Source organism: Adlercreutzia sp. CNCM I-6215, assembly GCF_977072315.1.
Map to the genome: position 1 here is coordinate 36294 of NZ_CDRVMA010000002.1, position 18233 is coordinate 54526.

An 18233-nucleotide genomic window follows, 5' to 3' on the forward strand; every position below is an offset into this window, starting at 1 on the left:
CGCTATTATGCCACAACCCTCCCACAGTGGCTACACGTCACCGAGACCATGACACAAAAAAGAGACGCAGGGCATCCTGCGTCTCCCTATGGCGTCGATTCGCCGCACTCTGCCGACCCCGCCCGTCCCAAGCAGGGCACCGCGGCTCTGCAGACCGGCCCCCTAGGCCTCGCTTTTGCCAGAGCGCACGACGTAGCAGATCGTGATGTACCCGGCGACGGCACCGGCGCAAGCGCACACAAGGCCCTTGAGCAGCATAAGACCCGTCACGGTAAGCGGCAGCGGCAGAAGCACGCAGGCGAAAGCACCGACGCCCATCAGCGAGACAGTGGCGGCAACCGTTGCCACGAGCAGCGCCGGAGCGTAGCTTGCTGGCACGAGAGACGCCGCGCCGCCGAGATTGGCGACATTCGGCCCGGAGAAAACGCCCTTGCGCAGATCCATGCGGGTGAGCGGCACCACGATGACGAACAGCAGAATGCCGAGCAGAACCCCCGTAAGCGCGAAGTCATGGAAGATGTCGGCCTCGCTGAAGAGGAGCTCGGGCTCAGACAGGTGCATAAGATAGAAAATGACCGCATTGATGATGCCGTTGATGATGCCGTAACCGACGATGCACTTATTCAGTAAGTATGAATTGAACGGCTTGGCGGACCGCGTCGGCGCCGCGGGCGCCGAGCCAGCCATTGACTTTGCCATGAGCATTCCTTTCATCGGGATCTTCGTCTGCCGGCACAACTTGCCGAAGTCGCCCGGCGCCTCTCAGTATGGGCGTCGCCCTGATGCCATCGGCGAAAACCCGGAGTGCCGTTACGGAAGGGTGGGCACGGAGGAACCTTAGGGGCAACCTTGCCATCGGCGGGCCACCGATTCGTTCCCGACCTGTTTCGACAAGCAGCCCCGCGCCTCGCTCGAAACAAAGCGCGCCCGCCGGGAACGGCCTTTCGCAAGACCGATCTCGACGGGCGCAAGCGCAGGACCGAGCAAGCTATCCTAGAGCGCAGCCCCGGCAGTCTTGGAGGCCATGGCGGCCGCCACCTCGTCGGCCTTCTGCTGGCCGCGCACCACGAAGCTGATGGTGAACCAGCCGGCGACCGCGCCGCCCAAAGCGCACACGAGGCCCTTGAGGAACATCATGCCGGTCACGGTAGCGCCGGCGGCCGGCAATGCCAAGGAAAGAAGGGCGCCGGCACCGGTCATGACCACCGCGGCGAGCGCGCCCACGCCGAGAATGGAGACCGCGTAGGACGAGGAGACGAGCGGAAAGGCACCGCCCGCCGCACCGGGCAGGGAGAAAACGCCCTTGCGCAGATCCATGCGGGTGAGCGGCACGACGCAGGCGAACAGCAGCATACCGAGGAGAAGGCCGGTGAAGGCGAGGTCGTGCACGATGTCGTGCATGCCGAACATCGCATCGGGAGCGCCGGCGTTGATGCCGGCGAAGATGGCCGCGTTGATGATGCCGTTCACCACGCCGTAGCCGATGAGGCACTTGTTCAGCGCGTAGGACTTGAAGGACTTGGGAGCCTTTGCGATCTTGGAGGTCTTTGCCATGAAGCATTCCTTTCTTCTTGTTGCGCTCACTCGCGACCGCGCGCCCGCTCGCAACGTTTCACTGGTTTGAGCTGCCGCGACAGCGGGCCACACGGAAATTGACCGACAAGCAGTATAGGAACCCGTGTTCCCTTTTCCCAAATGGAACATTTCCGTTGCAACGGAAAACGTTTCCCGATCGAAAAGGAAGCAGTCTTCCTACAATGAGCGCCGCCGAATTACGGAGGGAGCTTGCGAGACTACCCTTTTCGGCATAGGCATTCCATCCAAGATTAAAGGAGGACATAATGGCGAAGAGCAAAACGACGCATCCCGAGGGGGGTGTTGAGAAGTTCCTCGTGCTGCCCATTATCGTGCTGATTCTGGCGCAGATGGGAACGTCGGGCGACAATGGCGCGCTCGGCCTCGCCAACCAGCAGCTGGTCGACGTGCTCGGCGCGACGACTCCCGACATTCAGCTGGCGAACATGGTGTACTCGCTCATGGCCGGCGCCTTCATGGTGGCCGGAGGACTCGTGGGCACCATCATCGGCTGGCGCACCAACTTCCGCCTCGGCGCGGCTCTGTGCGCCGCCGGCGAGCTGGTCATGGCGCTGTCGCCGAACATGACGATCTTCATCTGGGGCGGCCGCATCCTTGTCGGCTTCGGCGCCAGCTTCATGATCCCCTCGGTGCTCGGCCTCATTCCGTTCATCTACCATGGCAAGAACCGCGTGCTGGCCTTCGGCTGCATCGGCGCGGCCTCGGGCCTGTCGGCATTTTTGCCGCTGTTCTTGGGCATCGTTATGCAGTTCGGCGGATTCCGCATCACCTTCGGCGCCCTGGCCGTGTACTTCGCCCTGGTGCTGCTTCTGTCCTTCAAGCTGCCGGCCATCGAGAAGCCCGCTGAGAAGCTGAAGTTCGACGGGCTGGGCACCGGCATCGCCGCCACGGGCCTGTTCCTGTTCCTCGTGGGCCTCTCCCGCATCTCCGCCTGGGGCCTCATCGAGCCCTTCGCCGAGTGCCCCTTCACCATCTTCGGCATCTCCCCGGCCCTGCCCATGGCCGTCCTCGGCCTGATCCTGCTCGTGATCTTGGTGCCGGTCGAGAAGCGCGTCGAGCAGAAGAACGGCATCGCCCTTCTGCCCCAGTCGTTCCTGAAGACCCCGCAGGTGCGCGCCGGCCTCGTGGCAAGCGCCATCACCTTCTTCTTCATGGGCGTCCAGGCGATTCTTTTGTCCCCCTACCTGCAGCTCGTGGCCGGCTGGTCGCCGGTGCTCATGGGCGTCATGGCGCTGGCCGTGGGCATCCCCACCTTCATCTTCTCGCTGGGCATCCCGAAGTTTATGCCCAACGCCAACCCGCGCCGCGTCATCCAGGTCGGCTACATCGTGATGGCCAGCGCGTTCATCCCCATGGCTTTCTCGCTGCACGGCTCTGAGGTCAACGGGCTCATGTGGGTGGGCCTGGCCGTGGCAGGCGCCGGCGCCGGTATCGTTTCCGCCCAGGCCAACAACATCGTGGCCCTGGCCGTAAACGAGCGCGACGCGTCGCAGTCCGGCGGCATCCAGACCACCATGCGCAACGTGGGCCAGGCCATCGGCGTGGCCGCCATCGGCGCGGTCCTGCTGTTCGGCATCACCGCCAACATCGACAACGCCATGGCCGACAGCCCCGTCATCACCCCCGAGGTTCGCACCGCCGTGGCCGAGCGCAACATCTCGCTCATGGGCGACGAGCAGTTCGAGCAGACCATCGCCGACATCCCCATGACCGACGAGCAGCGCACCGAGCTCGTGCAGTTGAACTCCGACGCCCGCATCGAGTCCACCATCACCTCGTACGTGGTGTCCGGCGTGCTGATCCTGCTCGGCCTGTTCACGACCCGCTGGATCACCATCTTCAAGAAGGATGAGGACGGCAAGGAGGAGACCATCGTGGCCGAGACGGCCGACGAGATGCCCTTCGAGCCGGTCGTCGACCGCGAGATGTAACTCGCGCGTGTTTGAAAGGAAATTCATGAAACGACTTTTCACCAATGCCACCTTCGTCACCATGGTTGACGACGTCGACACCGCCGACGCGCTCCTCGTCGATGACGACGGCCGCATCGCCTACGTCGGCACCTTGGAAGAGGCGCGCCGCCTCGCCGAGGGCGCCGAGGAGGTCGACCTGGGAGGCGCGGCCGTGCTGCCCGGGCTCATCGACCCGCACAGCCACTTCACCGGCGCGCTGCAGTACCTCCTGTACGCCGACCTTTCCGAGTGCACCTCCTTCGCCGAGATCACCGAGACGCTGAAGAAGTTCGCCGCCGAGCGAAACATCGGCCCGGACGGCGTCATCATGGGCAACGGCTACGACCAGAACAACCTCATCGAGCAGCGCCACCCCGACAAGTCCATCCTGAACGCCGTGTCCGAGGACGTCCCCGTGCTCATCACGCACGTGTCCAACCACATGGGCGTGGCCAACGACTGCCTGTTGAAGCTGGCCGGCATCACGCCCACCACCCCCGACCCCGAGGGCGGCCGCTACGGACGTATGAACGGCACCGGCGACTTGGACGGCTACGCCGAGGAGCCGGCGGCCATGAACCCCTTCTACGCCGTGACCACTCCCCGCTTGGGCCTGGACTTCGCGGCCATGGTTCCCGACATGCAGCGCATCTACCTGGAGCACGGCGTGACCACCTGCCAGGACGGCGCCACCGCGCCCGACATGGCCAAGGTGCTGGTGGGCCTCGCCCGCGCCGGCCTGCTGAAGATGGACATCGTGAGCTATCCCATGTGGGGCAGCGACGTGATGGCCACGCTCGCGGACAACGCCGAGTTCGACAGCCAGAGCTACACCGGGCACTTCCGCTTCGGCGGCCTGAAGATGTTCCTCGACGGCTCGCCCCAGGGACTGACCGCCTGGATGACCGAGCCCTACGTGGAAGGCCCCGACGGGGAGAAGGACTGGGTGGCCTACAGCACCATGACCGACGAGGACGCCATCGCCTTCGCGAAGATGGCCATCGACTCCAACCACCAGCTTCTGTGCCACTGCAACGGCGACGCGGCGGCCGACCAGCTTCTGCGCGTCTACGAGGCGGCGCGGGACGCATCGGACAACCCCGAGAAGATGGCCCTGCGCCCGGTGATGATCCACGCCCAGACGGCACGCACCGACCAGTACGAGAAGATGGCGGCAATCGGCATGATCCCCTCGATCTTCTCCTCGCACGTGTGGTACTGGGGCGACGCGCACCTGCGGAACTTGGGTCCCGTGCGCGGCGGCCGCGTGAGCGCCTGCGGCGATGCCGAGCGGGCCGGGCTGCCCTTCACCCTGCACACCGACACCCCGGTGCTGCGCCCGAACCTGCTGGAGGCCGCCTGGTGCGCCGTGAACCGCATCACCAAGGCCGGCGTCCAGCTGGACGAGGACCAGAAGGTGACGCCGTACGAGGCCATGCGCGCCATCACCTACAACGGCGCCTACCAGTACGGCGAGGAGGCCGACAAGGGTACCCTGGAGGCGGGAAAGCTGGCCGATCTCGTGGTGCTCGACCGCAATCCCTTGGCCGTCGATCCGCGCGAGATCCGCGACATCCAAGTGCTCGCCACCATCAAGGAGGGCGACACCCTCTACGAGCGCGACGCGAAATAGCGACGGCTCAGTCGCCTGAAAGAAGAAGGGAGGCCCGCGGGCTTCCCTTCTTTTTTCGCATTCTCGGCGCTGTTCGCGCTGTGTCCGGGCTTCGCACGCTGGTCGAGCTTTGCTCCCCTAGCGCCGCGCGCGTCCTGCCCGAGCTTCGCTTCCCCGACCTTTCGTCCCCTATTCGGGCTCCGGGAAGCAGACGAAAAATCCGTCGTCGCTGACGAGATCTGAGGTATCGGCATAGTCTTCCACCAGCCGCTTGAACCCCTGCGTGAGCGGCGTGAGATCGCCCCGCTCGGCGGGCGCCCCCACAAGAACGGCGGCCATCGTGCATTGGCCGCACTCGGCCTGATCGCCCTCCTCCAGGCGGAAGATGCGGATGCCCGTCTTGCAGACGCCCGACCCGCACCAGGCGAACACGAGCGTGCGATCCTTCACCACCGACAGAGTCCAGACGAGCCATTCGAAGCGCTCGAGGGACATGTCGATAAGGCCGTCGGCCGTAAGGCGCGCGTGCAGCGAGGCGAACATGCTCTCGGGCGAGGGGCCGGCGGGCAGGACGCCCCGCTCCCACGCCGTGTGAACCTCCTGGCCCCGTCGCCAAAGCGGCACGGAGGCGATGATGTGATCGATATCGGCGCGGCTGACGCCCGGCGAGATCGTCACGCAGGGGAAATCGACGTCCATCGGCTCGAAGGACACGAGGAAGTCGAAGCGCTCGAGCAGCGTCGAATTGGGACGGCTCGCGGCGGCGAGCACCTCGTTCTCCGTCAGGACATCGGTCACCTCAAGGCGGCTCGTCAGCTTCTCGATGCGATGCGCGCCCCAAAGGGCCAGATCGATTCCGCAGTTCACCACCAGACCCACCCGATAGCAGCGCAGCGCGCCGACCTGGTCGAGGTAATCGAGCAGCACGAGCACAATGCGAGCGTAGTCCGGGCTGAACAGGTCGGCCTCGACAAGCGAAGGCACCTCGCAGAGCACCGAGGACAGAAGACAGGCGCCGTCCATGGCCTCGTACTTCACCGACTCCTCGTTGGGATTCGCCGCCACCAACCCGCAGGTGCGTCGCGCCAGGCCGCTCTCGAACAGAATGGCCAAGGGCTTGCGTACATCCTCGGGCAAGGGCGCGCCGAACGCTTTCTTGAGGGCCTCTTCGACGTCGTCGGTGAACGCGCGGGCGCGCTCGCTCGGCTCGTAGGCGCTCATAGCGGCCAGACTCCATTGCCAGGTGCAGCAGTGGGCCATGTCGCTGAGCAGTCCCATCTCGGCATCGCTCACCGTCAGGGAGAAATGGCGCTCGAGCCGCTTCTTGAGGTAGGCGAAGAACGGCGTGGACCCGTCGGCGCCGCGCCACGCCATCAGGCCATGGCCGAGGCGAAGGCGGGTCACCATAATGCAGAGGTACACGCCGAACTGCCATTGCGCGTTGCTGGAGAACTCGAAGCCGAGGTCGCGCTGCATCTCGGCGATGCAGCGCTCCAGAAACTGGCGGTCGTAGGGCTCGATCGATCCGAACAGCGAGGGCAGGATGCGACGGCGCACCGCAGCCGAGGAGAACGAGAACAGCATGGACATGACGAAGCCCCGAATAGTCCACTCGGGGCCCTCGACGGTGATCTGGCGGCCGACGGACAGCGTGAGCCCGCTCACTTTCAATATCCCCTGCCACCAGCGCAAATCGGACTGAATCTGCTGCTTGTTGCGGAACATGCGGCGCGCGAGGCTGTCGGCGGTATGGGGCCCGGGATAGCACGTCAGCGCGATCATCTCCTGGCACAGGCGCTCGTAGCGAGGGTGCATCTCCGTCTCACTCTCCTCGAGCAAGCGCACGAGCCGGTTCTCCTCGCCGGGAGCCAGCGCAAGGCGCAGCCCGGCCCCGCGCTGGCGGCCCACCCGCGTGGCGAGTCCCTCGTGCTCGAAAAACGAGTTGAGGGCCTTGACGTCGGTGCGAATCGTGCGATCCGAGCAGCCGAATCGGCGAGCGTAATCGGCAGATGTCCGGTAGCCGCTGGCTTCGAGCAGCGCCCGCAGGAGCGCTCCTTGCCTGCTGTTCATAGCTCCTCCTCACCGCTTGGTCCCTCGGGGCGAACGACCCTGCTCCCAGTGTAGAGCGAGCCTAGCCTTTGAGGGCGACAATACCGTGGCAAGATGGCAACGATTGTACGAGATTCTGCGCAATACGACAGCATGGACGTGCATTTGGGAGAGAATTTCCCTGGGACAACAAGATAGTGGGGCGGCGCCATGGGGCGCCGCAAACAGTTGAGAGGCGCATCATGGCAACTACGACCATTACCGCCAACGCCACCACCCGGCGGCCGGCAGAAATCACGAAGGCAAGCTATGCGCCCTTGGCCGTTCTCGCCCTCGCGCAAATCGGCACCTCGAGCGACAGCGCAGCCATGAACCTCGCGACGGCGAGCCTCGTGGGCACGCTGGGCGCCACCCTCGACGATATCCAGATGGCCACCACGCTGTTCTCGCTCATCGCCGGTGCGTTCATGATAGCCGGAGGGCTCGTCGGCGTGACCATCGGCCTGCGCCGCGCACTGGCCATGGGGCTGTCCCTGGCCGTTGCTGGCGAGATGGTGGCGGCGCTCTCCCCCAACATCTTCGCCTTCACCTGGGGAGGACGCGTCATCATGGGACTTGGCGCCTGCCTTATCACGCCCTCGGTGCTCGGGCTGGTCGCGGCGCTCTACCAAGGGCGGCAGCGGGCCATCGCGTTCGGCACCATCGCCGGAGCGGCCGCGCTCTCGACACTCTCCCCGCTGATCTTGGGCATCGTCATGGACTCTTCGGGATTCCGCCTCACCTTCGCCATCATGGCCATCTATTTCGTGCTCGTGCTGTGCTGCACGCGGCTCGTTCCCCGCACCCCCCTCTCCGGCAATCACAGCCACTTCGATGTGGCCGGCACCATCGTGGCCGCTCTCGGCATGGGGCTCGCGCTGTTCGGAGTGGCGCACCTCTCGGACTGGGGCATCGTCAATCCGCAGAAGCTCTGCCCCTTCACCTTGTGCGGACTGCCCCCCACCCTGCCCGCCATCCTCATCGGGCTCGTGCTGCTCGGCCTGCTCGTACCCACCGAGCGACGCGCCCAACGTCGAGGCAACCCCCTCATTCCCGCCGCGTTCGTCACCTCGCCTAAGGTTCGCGCAGGGCTTTCCGCCGTCGCGCTTCCGTTTTTCTACATGGGCGCCGTCGGCATCTTGGCCACGCCGTACCTCCAGCTCGTCACCGGGTTCACGGCGCTGCAAACCGGCATGCTCTCCCTCCTGTCGGGCATCCCGATGTTCCTTCTGGCAACCTTTTTACCCAAGCTCGCCCCGCACCTTTCCTCGCGCCTCATCATCCGGACGGGGTTCATCGCCATCGCCTGCGCCTGCGCGCTCATGGCCTTCGGCGTCCATGCGCACGGCGTGACGGGAGCGCTGTTCGCCGGAATGGCCCTCGGCGGCTTCGGCGTGGGCGCCGTCAACTCCCAATCGAACAATGCCGTAGCCTGCGCTGTGACCCGCAAAGAGGCCGAGCAATCCGGCGGCATCCAGGGAGCCGCTCGCAGCATCGGGCTCGCCCTCGGCACGGCGCTCGCCGGAACCTTCCTTCTCCTCACCATGGCGGGCGGCTTCGCGGCCCAGGCCGCCTCGGCGGGCATCGACCAGAGCTATGTGGCTCCCGCTGCGGAGACCGCCTCGACGCTCATGAGCGACAGCGCCTTTTCCGACGAGGCGAGAACCTGGGGGGCCGACGCCGCGCAGGTCGACAAGCTCGTGGACGTGAAGGCCTCTGCGCAGGCCGACGCCATGCGCCTTTCCTTTGGCGCTCTCGGCCTCCTTATGGCAGCCGGCCTTCTCACCACTCGCCACCTCGTGGAAACCGCCGCGCCGCGCGCCGAGCAAGACAAGGCGAAGGCGAGACAATCCCACTGAGACCCCTCTTGGCCGGGGCCATCGAACGCAGCCGAATCCGACCTGCTGGTATGCTCGTTCCGGCAAGTCGACACTGCCTCAGGCCGTGGGAGACAAGCAAGGCAAACGAGAAGGGAGCCCGCAGGCTCCCTTCCGCAATGTGATTCAGAATGCGCGGTGCGCGCAGCTTGTTAGGAGAGCTCGTGGTAGGCGAAGGAGTCCTTGCCCAGGTGCACTTCCTTGCCCTCCTTGATGAGCTGCCGATACTCGGCGGTGGCCGTGAACACCACGTCGGAAGAGGAGTTCAGGCCCGTCTCGCAGGAATCCTGGATAACGCCGATGATGAAGCCGATGCCGACAACCTGCATGGCAACATCGTTGCTGATGCCGAACAGCGCGCAGCACATGGGGATGAGCAGAAGCGACCCGCCGGCCACGCCGGACGCGCCGCAGGCGGACACGGCGGCCAGCACGCACAGGATGACGGCCGTCACCGGGTCGACCGCCAGATCGATGGTCTGGCAGGCGGCCATGGTCATGACCGTGATGGTGACCGCCGCGCCGGCCATGTTGATAGTGGCGCCCAGCGGGATGGACACCGAGTAGTTGTCCTTGTTCAGGCCGAGCTTGCGGCACAGCTCCAAGTTCACCGGTATGTTGGCGGCAGAGCTGCGGGTGAAGAAGGCGGTGAGGCCGGAATCCTTCAGGCAGCGCAGGACGAGCGGATAGGGGTTCTTGCGGGTGCAGATCCACACGATGAGAGGGTTGGTGACCAGCGCGATGATGAGCATGCAGGCCACGAGCACCAAGATGAGATGGCCGTACTCGGTGAAGATCTCCAGGCCCGAGGTGCTGACCGAGGCGTACACCAGGCCGAGGATGCCGAAGGGAGCCAGATTGATGACCCAGCGCACCGCCTTGGAAACGGCGTCGGAGATGGCGGTGAACACTTCCTTGGTGCGCTCGCCGGCAGCGCGCAGGGCGACGCCGAGCACCACGGCCCAGGCGAGGATGCCTACGTAGTTGGCGTTCATGAGCGCGTCCACCGGATTGGCCACGATGTTCATGAGCAGCGTGGTGAGCACCTCCCCAATGCCCTCGGGGGCCGCCTGCTCAACCATGGAAGAGGTGTCCAGCGTGAGGGTTGTCGGGAAGATCTCGCTGCCGATGAGGGCCACGATAGCCGCCACCAGCGTGCTGATGACGTAGAGCACGACGACGGTTTTCATGGTACCGGCACCCTGGGCGTTGCAAAGGGCGCTGATGACCAGGAAGAACACGAGCACGGGAGCGACGGCCTTCAACGCGCCGACGAACAGCGAGCCCAGAAGCGTAATGATGTCGGTCCAAGGCTGCACATTCGGAATGAGCAGCGCCAAGACGATGCCGATGGCAAGGCCGACGAGAATGCGCTTGATAAGGCTGATCTCGTTGTACTTCCTGAATACTGCGGGGACTGCCAAGGTGATTCTCCTTTTCTCGCGCGCGCCCATACTTCGGCGCGCATCCCAGCCGCACGGTCCCGGCAGGACTCGAACGGGAATGGTGCGGGCGAAAGGACTTGAACCTTCACGGGGGTTGCCCACCAGAACCTAAATCTGGCGCGTCTGCCAATTCCGCCACGCCCGCACTTCTGCGGTTGCCGACAAAACAGCTTGTCGGATTGGTTAATAATAGCAAAGAAACCCAGAATGCGAGGTCACAATTCGGATGAGATGACGGTGCCGCGCCCCTAACCCGCAAATGCTGCCGAAAAAGAAACGAGCCCGCCGAAGCGGACTCGCGGAAATTCTGGCTCCCCGGGTAGGATTCGAACCTACAACCCTCCGGTTAACAGCCGGATGCTCTGCCGTTGAGCTACCGAGGAATGTCGCTTTCAGAACCTTTGCCCTGACGCGCAAGATAGTATTATAACGGAGGGGCTTCTCTTTGCAAGACCCTATTTTCCTCGAAGGCGAAAATTATTTTCGGCGCACCAGATAGCATTTGTGGATGCGGAGGTTTCGCTCGAAATCGTGCGGAATGGTCTGGGCGGTAATGTCCTCCAATTCCACGCCGCAGCGCGCCAGCTCCTCGTGATCGGGCTTGAAGGTTCGCAGGTTGCAGGAGAAGACCGCCACTCCCCCGTCGGCCAACAGACGCGAGACGCCGACGAGCAGCTCCACATGGTCGCGCTGCACGTCCCAGGTGCGTCGGCCCATGGCCTTCGAATTGGAGAAGGTCGGGGGATCCACGAAGATAAGGTCGTAGCGCTCATGGCGGCGGCGCGCTTCGGCGATCCAGCGAGTGACGTCGGCGCGAACGAGCTTGTTGGCCGCCCCTCCCCGCCGACCCCTCGCCGAACCTCCGTCCGTTCGATCCCTTCGATTCGGCTTGTCAACAACTTCGAAGGCGAACCCGTTGGCCGCAAGATTGCGGGCCGCCCAGTCCAGGTACGTCTGAGACAAGTCCACCGTCGTCGTCTCCTTCGCACCGCCGGCCGCAGCATGCAGCGTCGCCACGCCCGTATAGGCGAACAGGTTCAGGAAGCGTTTGCCGGCGGCCATCTTCCCTACCATCTCGCGGGTTACGCGGTGATCGAGGAAGATGCCCGTATCAAGATAGCCCCCCAAATCGATCTCGCAGATCAAGCCGTCCTCGCTCGTGTGGGTCACAAAACGGCGACCGCCGGCGTCGCGGTACTGCCCGCCGCCCTTCGCGCGCAGGCGGGACTTGGAGAACACGTGCTCCGGCGGAATGCCCAGCACGACGGGCACCAGGGCGAGCATGTCCTCGAAACGTGCGTGGGCCTGCTCAGGGTCGACGGATTTGGGCGGCGCGTATTCGGCCACATGGGCGTACAGCTCGCCCTCGGCCTCGGCCGCCCCCTCGTACAGGTCGATGGCGCAGGCGTACTCAGGCACATCGGCATCGTAGAGGCGATAGCAGGCCACCCCCTCGCGCGCCGCCCATTTGCGCCGCTCGCGGGCCACCTTGCGCAAACGACTCGCGAACTGGGCCGCCGCCGGGTCGTTCACCTCAACGGGAATGTCGGCGCCACCGGCGGGGTTGGCCACAGAGATAACCGAGGGGCGCCGGGGCGGCCTATCGAACACCTCGACTGTCGTCTCTGAACGGCCGCGGCCCAGCTTGAGGCGCACCGTCGGTTCCTCCTTGAACTTCGCAGCCATGCCCTCGAAACCTGCGAAGGCGAAACGGGAGCCGGCCGGCGCCTCGCGGGAAGCGGCCACGCACGCGGCTCGGGCAGCCACGGCCTCGGCATCGTCGTCGGCCCGAAAGACCGAGGCGACGCTGGTCACAAGCCGAGGGGCATCGGGACACGCCGGCGCGGTGGCAAGCAGCGCCATGCGCGCCTCGCAGCGTTCGTCCGCCTCGTCCAACAGGTCGCCCCAGGCTTTATCGGGAAACGCCGTCCATCCCGTGAACCCCCATCGTTCGCGCAAAAGGCCCGGCGCCCGATCCTCGCGCACTTCCGCCGCCTCGCGGGCGAGGATGCTGCCGCCATCGACAGGGTCGAGAAACGTCGTCCCCTCCGCAAACAGCTCGGCCGCACCAACCGCCGCGAGCAGCGTCGCCGCCTGCGACACCACCGAGGGCGCCTCCTCCCCAGCCTCATCGCCGAGGTACGCCCGACGTGTGAGGGAGCGGCCCGACAGATCAAGGGACAGGCTCGCCTTCTCCTCTCTAAGGCGCACCTCAACGAGAGCGTCGGGCTGCTGGGGCTTCACATCGGGCCGCGCGCCGCGAGTCTCGGCCAGGCGATCACAGATAGCATCCTTCACCTTCAAGGCGACGAACTGGGTGTTGCGCAGCTCCGCGTTGGTACCGCTCGCCCGCACGGCGATACTCGCACCATCGGCGATCACCGTTTCCCAGGGAAGTTCGCGCACGCCGGCGTACAGGGCATCGGCGTCCCGCGCCGCCACGCGACCTACCGTGAGATTAACGCGCCCCGCGAGCCGCGACCACAGGCACACCCGCAGGGCGTCTTCGGGCGCGCCGAAAAACGATGCGCCGCCGGACAGCGGACGCACCTTCTTCACGCCGAGTCCGTGCAGCTCGTCCGCCAGGAGCCTCTCGGCGCCCGGCAGGCACGTGGCAAAGAACTCGAAACTCTGCACTTGGTTGGTCATTATTCACTCCTATGAGGGCAGAATTGAAGAGTTTGGACAAAATGGGCCCCGAATGAGCTCCCACCGAACTGCTAGGGAGTCATCATCTGCCTTTTTACCCGATCAATTATCGCGATACGAGTAATTCATCGATAAGAAACTCATAAGCAGCGGCCAAATCATGCATCGTGAGCTCACTCGGGCCCATTTTGTCCACAAAAGAAAAAAGTGCTCGCGGCAAACTCTGGATTGCCAGAAAAAGCGCCCGCGGCCAAAAGTCGCGGGCGCTTGATCGCTAGTCCTCGAGATAGTCCTTAAGCTTGCTGGACCGGCTGGGGTGCCTCAGCTTCGCAAGCGTCTTGCTCTCGATCTGGCGGATGCGCTCGCGGGTGACACCGAACTCGCGGCCCACCTCCTCCAGCGTGCGCGGATGACCGTCCTCCAGGCCGAAACGGAGGCTGATAACCTTGCGCTCGCGCTCGGCCAGGCCCTCCAGCACCTTGGCCAGCTGCTCCTGCAGCATAGAGAACGAGGCGGCATCGGGGGGCACCACGGCGGCATCGTCCTCGATGAAGTCGCCGAGCTGGGAGTCCTCCTCCTCGCCGATGGGGGTCTCAAGGCTCACCGGCTCCTGGGAGATCTTCTGGATCTCGCGGACGCGCTCGGCAGTGAGTCCCATCTCCTCGCCGATCTCCTCGGGGGTTGGCTCGCGGCCGAGCTCCTGCAGAAGCTGGCGCTGGATGCGCACAAGCTTGTTGATGGTCTCCACCATGTGCACAGGAATGCGGATGGTGCGGGCCTGGTCGGCGATGGCGCGGGTGATGGCCTGGCGAATCCACCAGGTGGCGTAGGTGGAGAACTTGAAGCCCTTGGTGTAGTCGAACTTCTCCACCGCGCGGATGAGACCGAGGTTGCCCTCCTGAATGAGATCCAGAAACAGCATGCCGCGGCCCACATAGCGCTTGGCAATGGAGACCACCAGGCGCAAATTGGCCTCGATGAGCTGCTGCTTGGCGTCCAGGCCCACCTGCTCGATGCGGCCGAGGCGGCGCTTCTCGCGGCGATCCAGTTCCACGCCGTCGGCCTCGGCGCGCTCCAGCTCCTCGGTGGCGGCCACACCGGCCTCGATCTTCATGGCCAGATCGATTTCCTCGGCGGCGGTGAGCAGGGGCACCTTGCCGATCTCCTTGAGGTACATGCGCACCGGGTCGCCCGTGAGCATGGTCACGCCGGCATCGGCGTTGCGTTTGGCGCGGTTGCGCGCCCGGGCCTTGGTGCGAGGGGTGACCTTCGGAAGGGCGGCGGCCTCCACCGTGGCCTTCAGCTCCTCCTCGGGAATGCCGTCCAGCAGATCCTCCTCGGAGTCAATGCCGGCCTCGATCTTGTCCTCGGTCAGGCTGTCAGAAGTCGCGTCGTTCGCCGCGTTCGCGGGAGGCTCCGCGTTGTCCATGTCGTCGTCATCCAGGTCGTCCATCTCCTCGACGTCCTCAGCCACCACGACCTCTTCGGTTTCGTTCTCAGGATTCTTCTTTGCAGCATCAGCCACGCGATAGTCCTTTCTCTGGCGTCCGCGCCTGATTTTGGGCATGAAAATGCAATTCTGGCGCAGAGATACAGCAGAGAAGAATACTACAAAGAGAAGACCCCTTCAAGAGAAAACCGGCCAGAAGTTTACCCGCAACAACAATTGGTGATCTTCGCATAACCTCTACAAAAGAGGCACTCGAGCGCCTCGGCACCGGGCACTGCGAAGCTACAGCGACTCGGCCAACTTGTAGCCCACCCGCCAGACGGTAACAAGGTAGCGCGGCTTGGAGGGGTCATCCTCTATCTTCTCGCGAATCTTGCGCACCATGACGGTGATGGAATTAGGGTCAGCCGCCTCCTTGCTGCCCCAGAGCGTCTCGAGGATCTGATCGCGGGTGAACACGGCGCCCGGGTCGGAGGCGAGCAGCTCTATTAGCTCGATCTCACGAGAAGAAAGCGCCACGACCTCGCCACGCAACCGCACCTCGTACTTTCCGAAACGGATCTCCAAATCCCCCACCGAAAAGGCCTCAGAACGGTGGTCGCGCCCTTCGCGCTGGCGCTCGCGGTCACGCTCGCGGCGGCGTAAATGCGCGTTCAGACGCAGAAGCAGCTCTTCGGACTGGAAGGGCTTCACGAGGTAGTCGTCAGCGCCGGCTTTAAAGCCGATGGACTTATCCACGATGTCGCCCTTGGCAGTGAGAAACATGATCGGCACATTGCGACCCTCGCCTCGTACGATCTCGCAGATCTCGAAGCCATTGATATCAGGCAGCATTACGTCCAGAATAAGGAAGTCGGGACGCTCGGCTCTCAGCATTTCCAGGCCGTCGGTTCCATTGCCCGCGCAGCAGAAGTCGTAGCCGCCGCGGCGCACGATCTGCTCGATGAGCACCTGCATGGACGCGTCGTCATCGACGAGCATCACCTTAGTCATGGTCTTCCTCCTCTGCGGGCAGTTCAACCGCGAACGTCGAGCCGCATCCCGGCTCACTTGACACGGCCACGGTGCCACCCATCATGGCCACTAGGTCCTTTACCAACGAAAGCCCCAGCCCGCTACCGCCGTAACGACGCACGGTGGACATGTTCTCCTGTCGGAACCGCTCGAAGATGAGCTCCTGGGCCTCTTTCGGAATACCTATGCCGGTGTCCCTCACGCGCATCACCACGTTGCGAGCACCATCCTCTTTCGCCTCGCAACAGACGCGCACAGCCATCTCGCCGCCGGCGTCGGTGAACTTCACGGCATTGCTCGTAAGATTTGCGAGCACCCGGCGCAGCTTCTCCCAATCTCCCATAATGAGAGGCACGTCGAAATCGACACGAGTGGTGAAGGCCACGCCTTTCTTGGCAGCCACGGGCGCCATGGCCGACTCCACCATTCCCACGAGGTCGTTCAAATCAACCAGCTCCAGGTTCAGCGTCTCGGAGCCCGCCTGGATGCGGGCGCACTCCAGCACATTGTCCACCATTTCCAGCAAGATGGCGCCGTTTTTGCCAATCTCCTCCAATTGGCGGCGCGCCTCGGGCCGATCGGGGCCGATGGACTCACCCAAAAGCTCGGCAAAAGCCAAGATGGAGGTTAGCGGCGTGCGCAACTCGTGGCTGACAATGGCAAGGAAATCGGACTTGTATTGGTTGTCCCGGGCGAGCTGGGCGTTGATCTCCTCTACTCGGCGGCGCTGACACTCCAGCTCGGCGTTTGCACTGGAGAGCTGTTCTGTGCGCTCGGCTACCTGAGATTCCAAACTTCCGTAAAGCTCCTCCAGGCGCTGGGCCATAGAATGGTACTGCTCGATGAGGCCGTCTATCTCGCGGGACGAGTACAGCACGCCGCGCTCGGCCATGTCCAGGGAGCCTCGTGGCGGGAGGCCGCGCAGGCAACCGGAAGCGGACGCGGGCCCATGTCCAATGACGCCCGCTGGGCCAAAGACTCCTGGAGTACCCATCTCCCCCTCGGCCGTCCGCGCGCCGGGCTCGGCCACACGAGAGAACGAAGCACGCAGCTCCGTCAAAGGCTCAGTAATGAGTCGGTTGATGACGACATAGATGAGAAGCGCCATGGCAGCCACCACGGCCAGAAAGAACATCATGTTGCCGACGATGGCATCACGCATGTTGGCCATGGCGCCATCGGCGGGAACCACCACCGATACTGCTCCGGCCACATCTCCCACACTCCAGCCCTCTTTCGGGTAACCAGTCGCATCCAGCTCGCCGGCGGGCTGGCCGTGGCACTCGATGCAGTCGTCGGAGACGTCCATGGCCCGCACATAGCGGAAGACCTGATCACCTCCCTCGGTCTGGTAGCCCCAGACCTCATCGGTGTCCTCATCCGTCAAAAATGCCTCGATGGCGGCGGCCTCGTAGGCGTCCGGGATATTGTAAATGTTGCGCGGGTTCAAATTCGTGAAGCGGATGGAGTAGTCCGTCTTCTCGGAGAACAGAGCCGCCACCGACTTGCCCGCGATGGCGCAGTGCAGTCCCTTGTAGTCGTACTCCCCATCGGAGGTGTAGTTGATGACGTTCTGATTCAGGGAGATGAAATCCCACATGGCATCCATCTCGGTAACGAGCACCCGCGACTTTTCCAGAAGGTCGGTCTCGGCGCGGCGCGACTGATCGTCGTAGGTGAAGGCAAGGAACACCGCTGATATCAGCACGAGAACAACCGTGAGAAGCCCGATGAGCTTCGTCCGCAGTCCGATCTTCCTCTGTCGCCCGACTCTCGCCACAGCTCTACCGCACCCACTTCCAGGCAGTGCGCGGCCGGCTCGTCTTCTTATCCATGCACCCTCCCTAACCCCCGATGCGGCTGGTAGGAGTTATACCCTACCAGCCGCCGTAAAGCTAGTGTCCCGTTCTTAAGCCGTCGGCGCTTAGGCCTCGTGGCTCACTTCCTGCGGGTTGCGCAGCACGCCGCCCTTGGCCGCGTCACGATGGGGCGCGAACACCACAGCGGGGCCCGTCTCATCGGTCAGCTCGCCCAAAGCGCTCACGCCCTCGGGATGGCGCTCCCGCAGCTCGGAAAGCGTGCCGAACTCCAGAGCGCGCACCGGACAGGCTTTGGCGCAGGTGGGATCCGGCGTGCCCTCCGGGTTCTCGTCGGAGCAGAGCACGCACTTGTGGGACAGCCCGTCGTCCAGCTGCACCGGATGCCCGTAGGGGCAGCTTTTCTCACAGGTCATGCAGCCGATGCACTTCTCCTTGTCGTTGTTGACGATGCCCGTCTCCGGATCCTTCTGCATGGCGCCGGTGGGGCAGTTGGCCACACAGGCCGGGTTCTCGCAATGTCCGCAGGTCATCGAGACGTAGTAGGTGAATGCCGTGGCGGTAAAGGCGCCGGCCTCGTCGGCCTTCCACTCGCCGCCGCCGAACTCGAACACCTTGCGGAACTTCTGCGGCACCTCCAAGTTATTGCGATCGAAGCACGAGGTCATGCAGGCCTTGCAGCCGGTGCAGATGTCGGTGTTGACGAAAAATCCGTACTGTTCCATGGTCTATC

At 64.2% G+C, this 18233-nt stretch carries 12 protein-coding genes and 2 tRNA genes; 3 read left to right on the forward strand and 11 right to left on the reverse strand.

The genetic code is table 11. The features are described 5' to 3' along the window. Positions 1–162: 162 nt before the first annotated feature. The gene (locus ACW4LP_RS01900; RefSeq protein ID WP_022740012.1) at positions 163–699 is read right to left on the reverse strand and encodes a hypothetical protein; all 537 of its coding nucleotides are present in this window, start codon (positions 697–699) and stop codon (positions 163–165) included. Positions 700–993: 294 nt separating this feature from the next. After that, positions 994–1554, reverse strand: a complete 561-nt coding sequence (locus ACW4LP_RS01905) for a hypothetical protein (RefSeq protein WP_161127847.1) — start codon at positions 1552–1554, stop codon at positions 994–996. Between the two features lie 287 nt (positions 1555–1841). Here ACW4LP_RS01905 and ACW4LP_RS01910 point away from each other — a divergent pair, with 287 nt between their 5' ends. Both ACW4LP_RS01910 and ACW4LP_RS01915 read left to right on the forward strand, forming a co-directional pair. Next, positions 1842–3527 carry an MFS transporter gene (locus tag ACW4LP_RS01910; protein ID WP_415979151.1) on the forward strand — a complete coding sequence of 562 codons (1686 nt, stop codon included), beginning with the start codon at positions 1842–1844 and terminating at the stop codon, positions 3525–3527. Positions 3528–3552: 25 nt separating this feature from the next. Further along, the gene (locus tag ACW4LP_RS01915; RefSeq protein ID WP_302383247.1) at positions 3553–5181 is read left to right on the forward strand and encodes an amidohydrolase; all 1629 of its coding nucleotides are present in this window, start codon (positions 3553–3555) and stop codon (positions 5179–5181) included. A 168-nt stretch (positions 5182–5349) separates the two neighbouring features. On the opposite strand, the gene ACW4LP_RS01920 is transcribed toward ACW4LP_RS01915, so the two are convergent. Continuing rightward, positions 5350–7230 (reverse strand): BglG family transcription antiterminator, encoded by a 1881-nt coding sequence (locus ACW4LP_RS01920; protein WP_415979148.1) that lies wholly within the window; start codon positions 7228–7230, stop codon positions 5350–5352. A gap of 221 nt (positions 7231–7451) precedes the next feature. Here ACW4LP_RS01920 and ACW4LP_RS01925 point away from each other — a divergent pair, with 221 nt between their 5' ends. Beyond that, on the forward strand, positions 7452–9107 hold the full coding sequence (locus ACW4LP_RS01925; RefSeq protein ID WP_302223215.1) for an MFS transporter: 1656 nt from the start codon (positions 7452–7454) through the stop codon (positions 9105–9107). A gap of 170 nt (positions 9108–9277) precedes the next feature. Here ACW4LP_RS01925 and sstT read toward each other — a convergent pair whose 3' ends face one another. From sstT to ACW4LP_RS01965, 8 genes are all read right to left on the reverse strand, one after another. Further along, on the reverse strand, positions 9278–10549 hold the full coding sequence (gene sstT, locus ACW4LP_RS01930) for a serine/threonine transporter SstT (RefSeq protein WP_302223217.1): 1272 nt from the start codon (positions 10547–10549) through the stop codon (positions 9278–9280). A gap of 80 nt (positions 10550–10629) precedes the next feature. Continuing rightward, a tRNA-Leu gene (locus ACW4LP_RS01935) sits at positions 10630–10715 on the reverse strand. 163 nt (positions 10716–10878) lie between these two features. Then, positions 10879–10953: transfer RNA gene (locus ACW4LP_RS01940), tRNA-Asn, on the reverse strand. A 94-nt stretch (positions 10954–11047) separates the two neighbouring features. After that, on the reverse strand, positions 11048–13219 hold the full coding sequence (locus ACW4LP_RS01945; RefSeq protein ID WP_455803414.1) for a class I SAM-dependent methyltransferase: 2172 nt from the start codon (positions 13217–13219) through the stop codon (positions 11048–11050). 274 nt (positions 13220–13493) lie between these two features. Continuing rightward, positions 13494–14744, reverse strand: a complete 1251-nt coding sequence (gene rpoD / locus ACW4LP_RS01950) for an RNA polymerase sigma factor RpoD (protein WP_442538807.1) — start codon at positions 14742–14744, stop codon at positions 13494–13496. A 207-nt stretch (positions 14745–14951) separates the two neighbouring features. After that, complete coding sequence (locus ACW4LP_RS01955; protein WP_227069605.1) at positions 14952–15662, reverse strand: response regulator transcription factor; 711 nt, start codon at positions 15660–15662, stop codon at positions 14952–14954. Further along, entirely contained in the window at positions 15655–17463 is a 1809-nt protein-coding gene (locus tag ACW4LP_RS01960) for a c-type heme family protein (RefSeq protein ID WP_455803415.1), read from the reverse strand. Before ACW4LP_RS01960 ends, ACW4LP_RS01955 begins: the two co-directional genes overlap by 8 nt. A 144-nt stretch (positions 17464–17607) precedes the next feature. Beyond that, on the reverse strand, positions 17608–18225 hold the full coding sequence (locus ACW4LP_RS01965; protein WP_114540515.1) for a 4Fe-4S dicluster domain-containing protein: 618 nt from the start codon (positions 18223–18225) through the stop codon (positions 17608–17610). Between the last annotated feature and the right edge of the window lie 8 nt (positions 18226–18233).

Bases quoted from the DNA above. Each gene is read 5' to 3' on its own strand.
- ACW4LP_RS01900 (WP_022740012.1), bottom strand. From the start codon at position 699: ATGGCAAAGTCAATGGCTGGCTCGGCGCCCGCGGCGCCGACGCGGTCC.
- ACW4LP_RS01905 (WP_161127847.1), bottom strand. From the start codon at position 1,554: ATGGCAAAGACCTCCAAGATCGCAAAGGCTCCCAAGTCCTTCAAGTCC.
- ACW4LP_RS01910 (WP_415979151.1), top strand. From the start codon at position 1,842: ATGGCGAAGAGCAAAACGACGCATCCCGAGGGGGGTGTTGAGAAGTTC.
- ACW4LP_RS01915 (WP_302383247.1), top strand. From the start codon at position 3,553: ATGAAACGACTTTTCACCAATGCCACCTTCGTCACCATGGTTGACGAC.
- ACW4LP_RS01920 (WP_415979148.1), bottom strand. From the start codon at position 7,230: ATGAACAGCAGGCAAGGAGCGCTCCTGCGGGCGCTGCTCGAAGCCAGC.
- ACW4LP_RS01925 (WP_302223215.1), top strand. From the start codon at position 7,452: ATGGCAACTACGACCATTACCGCCAACGCCACCACCCGGCGGCCGGCA.
- ACW4LP_RS01945 (WP_455803414.1), bottom strand. From the start codon at position 13,219: ATGACCAACCAAGTGCAGAGTTTCGAGTTCTTTGCCACGTGCCTGCCG.
- ACW4LP_RS01955 (WP_227069605.1), bottom strand. From the start codon at position 15,662: ATGACTAAGGTGATGCTCGTCGATGACGACGCGTCCATGCAGGTGCTC.
- ACW4LP_RS01965 (WP_114540515.1), bottom strand. From the start codon at position 18,225: ATGGAACAGTACGGATTTTTCGTCAACACCGACATCTGCACCGGCTGC.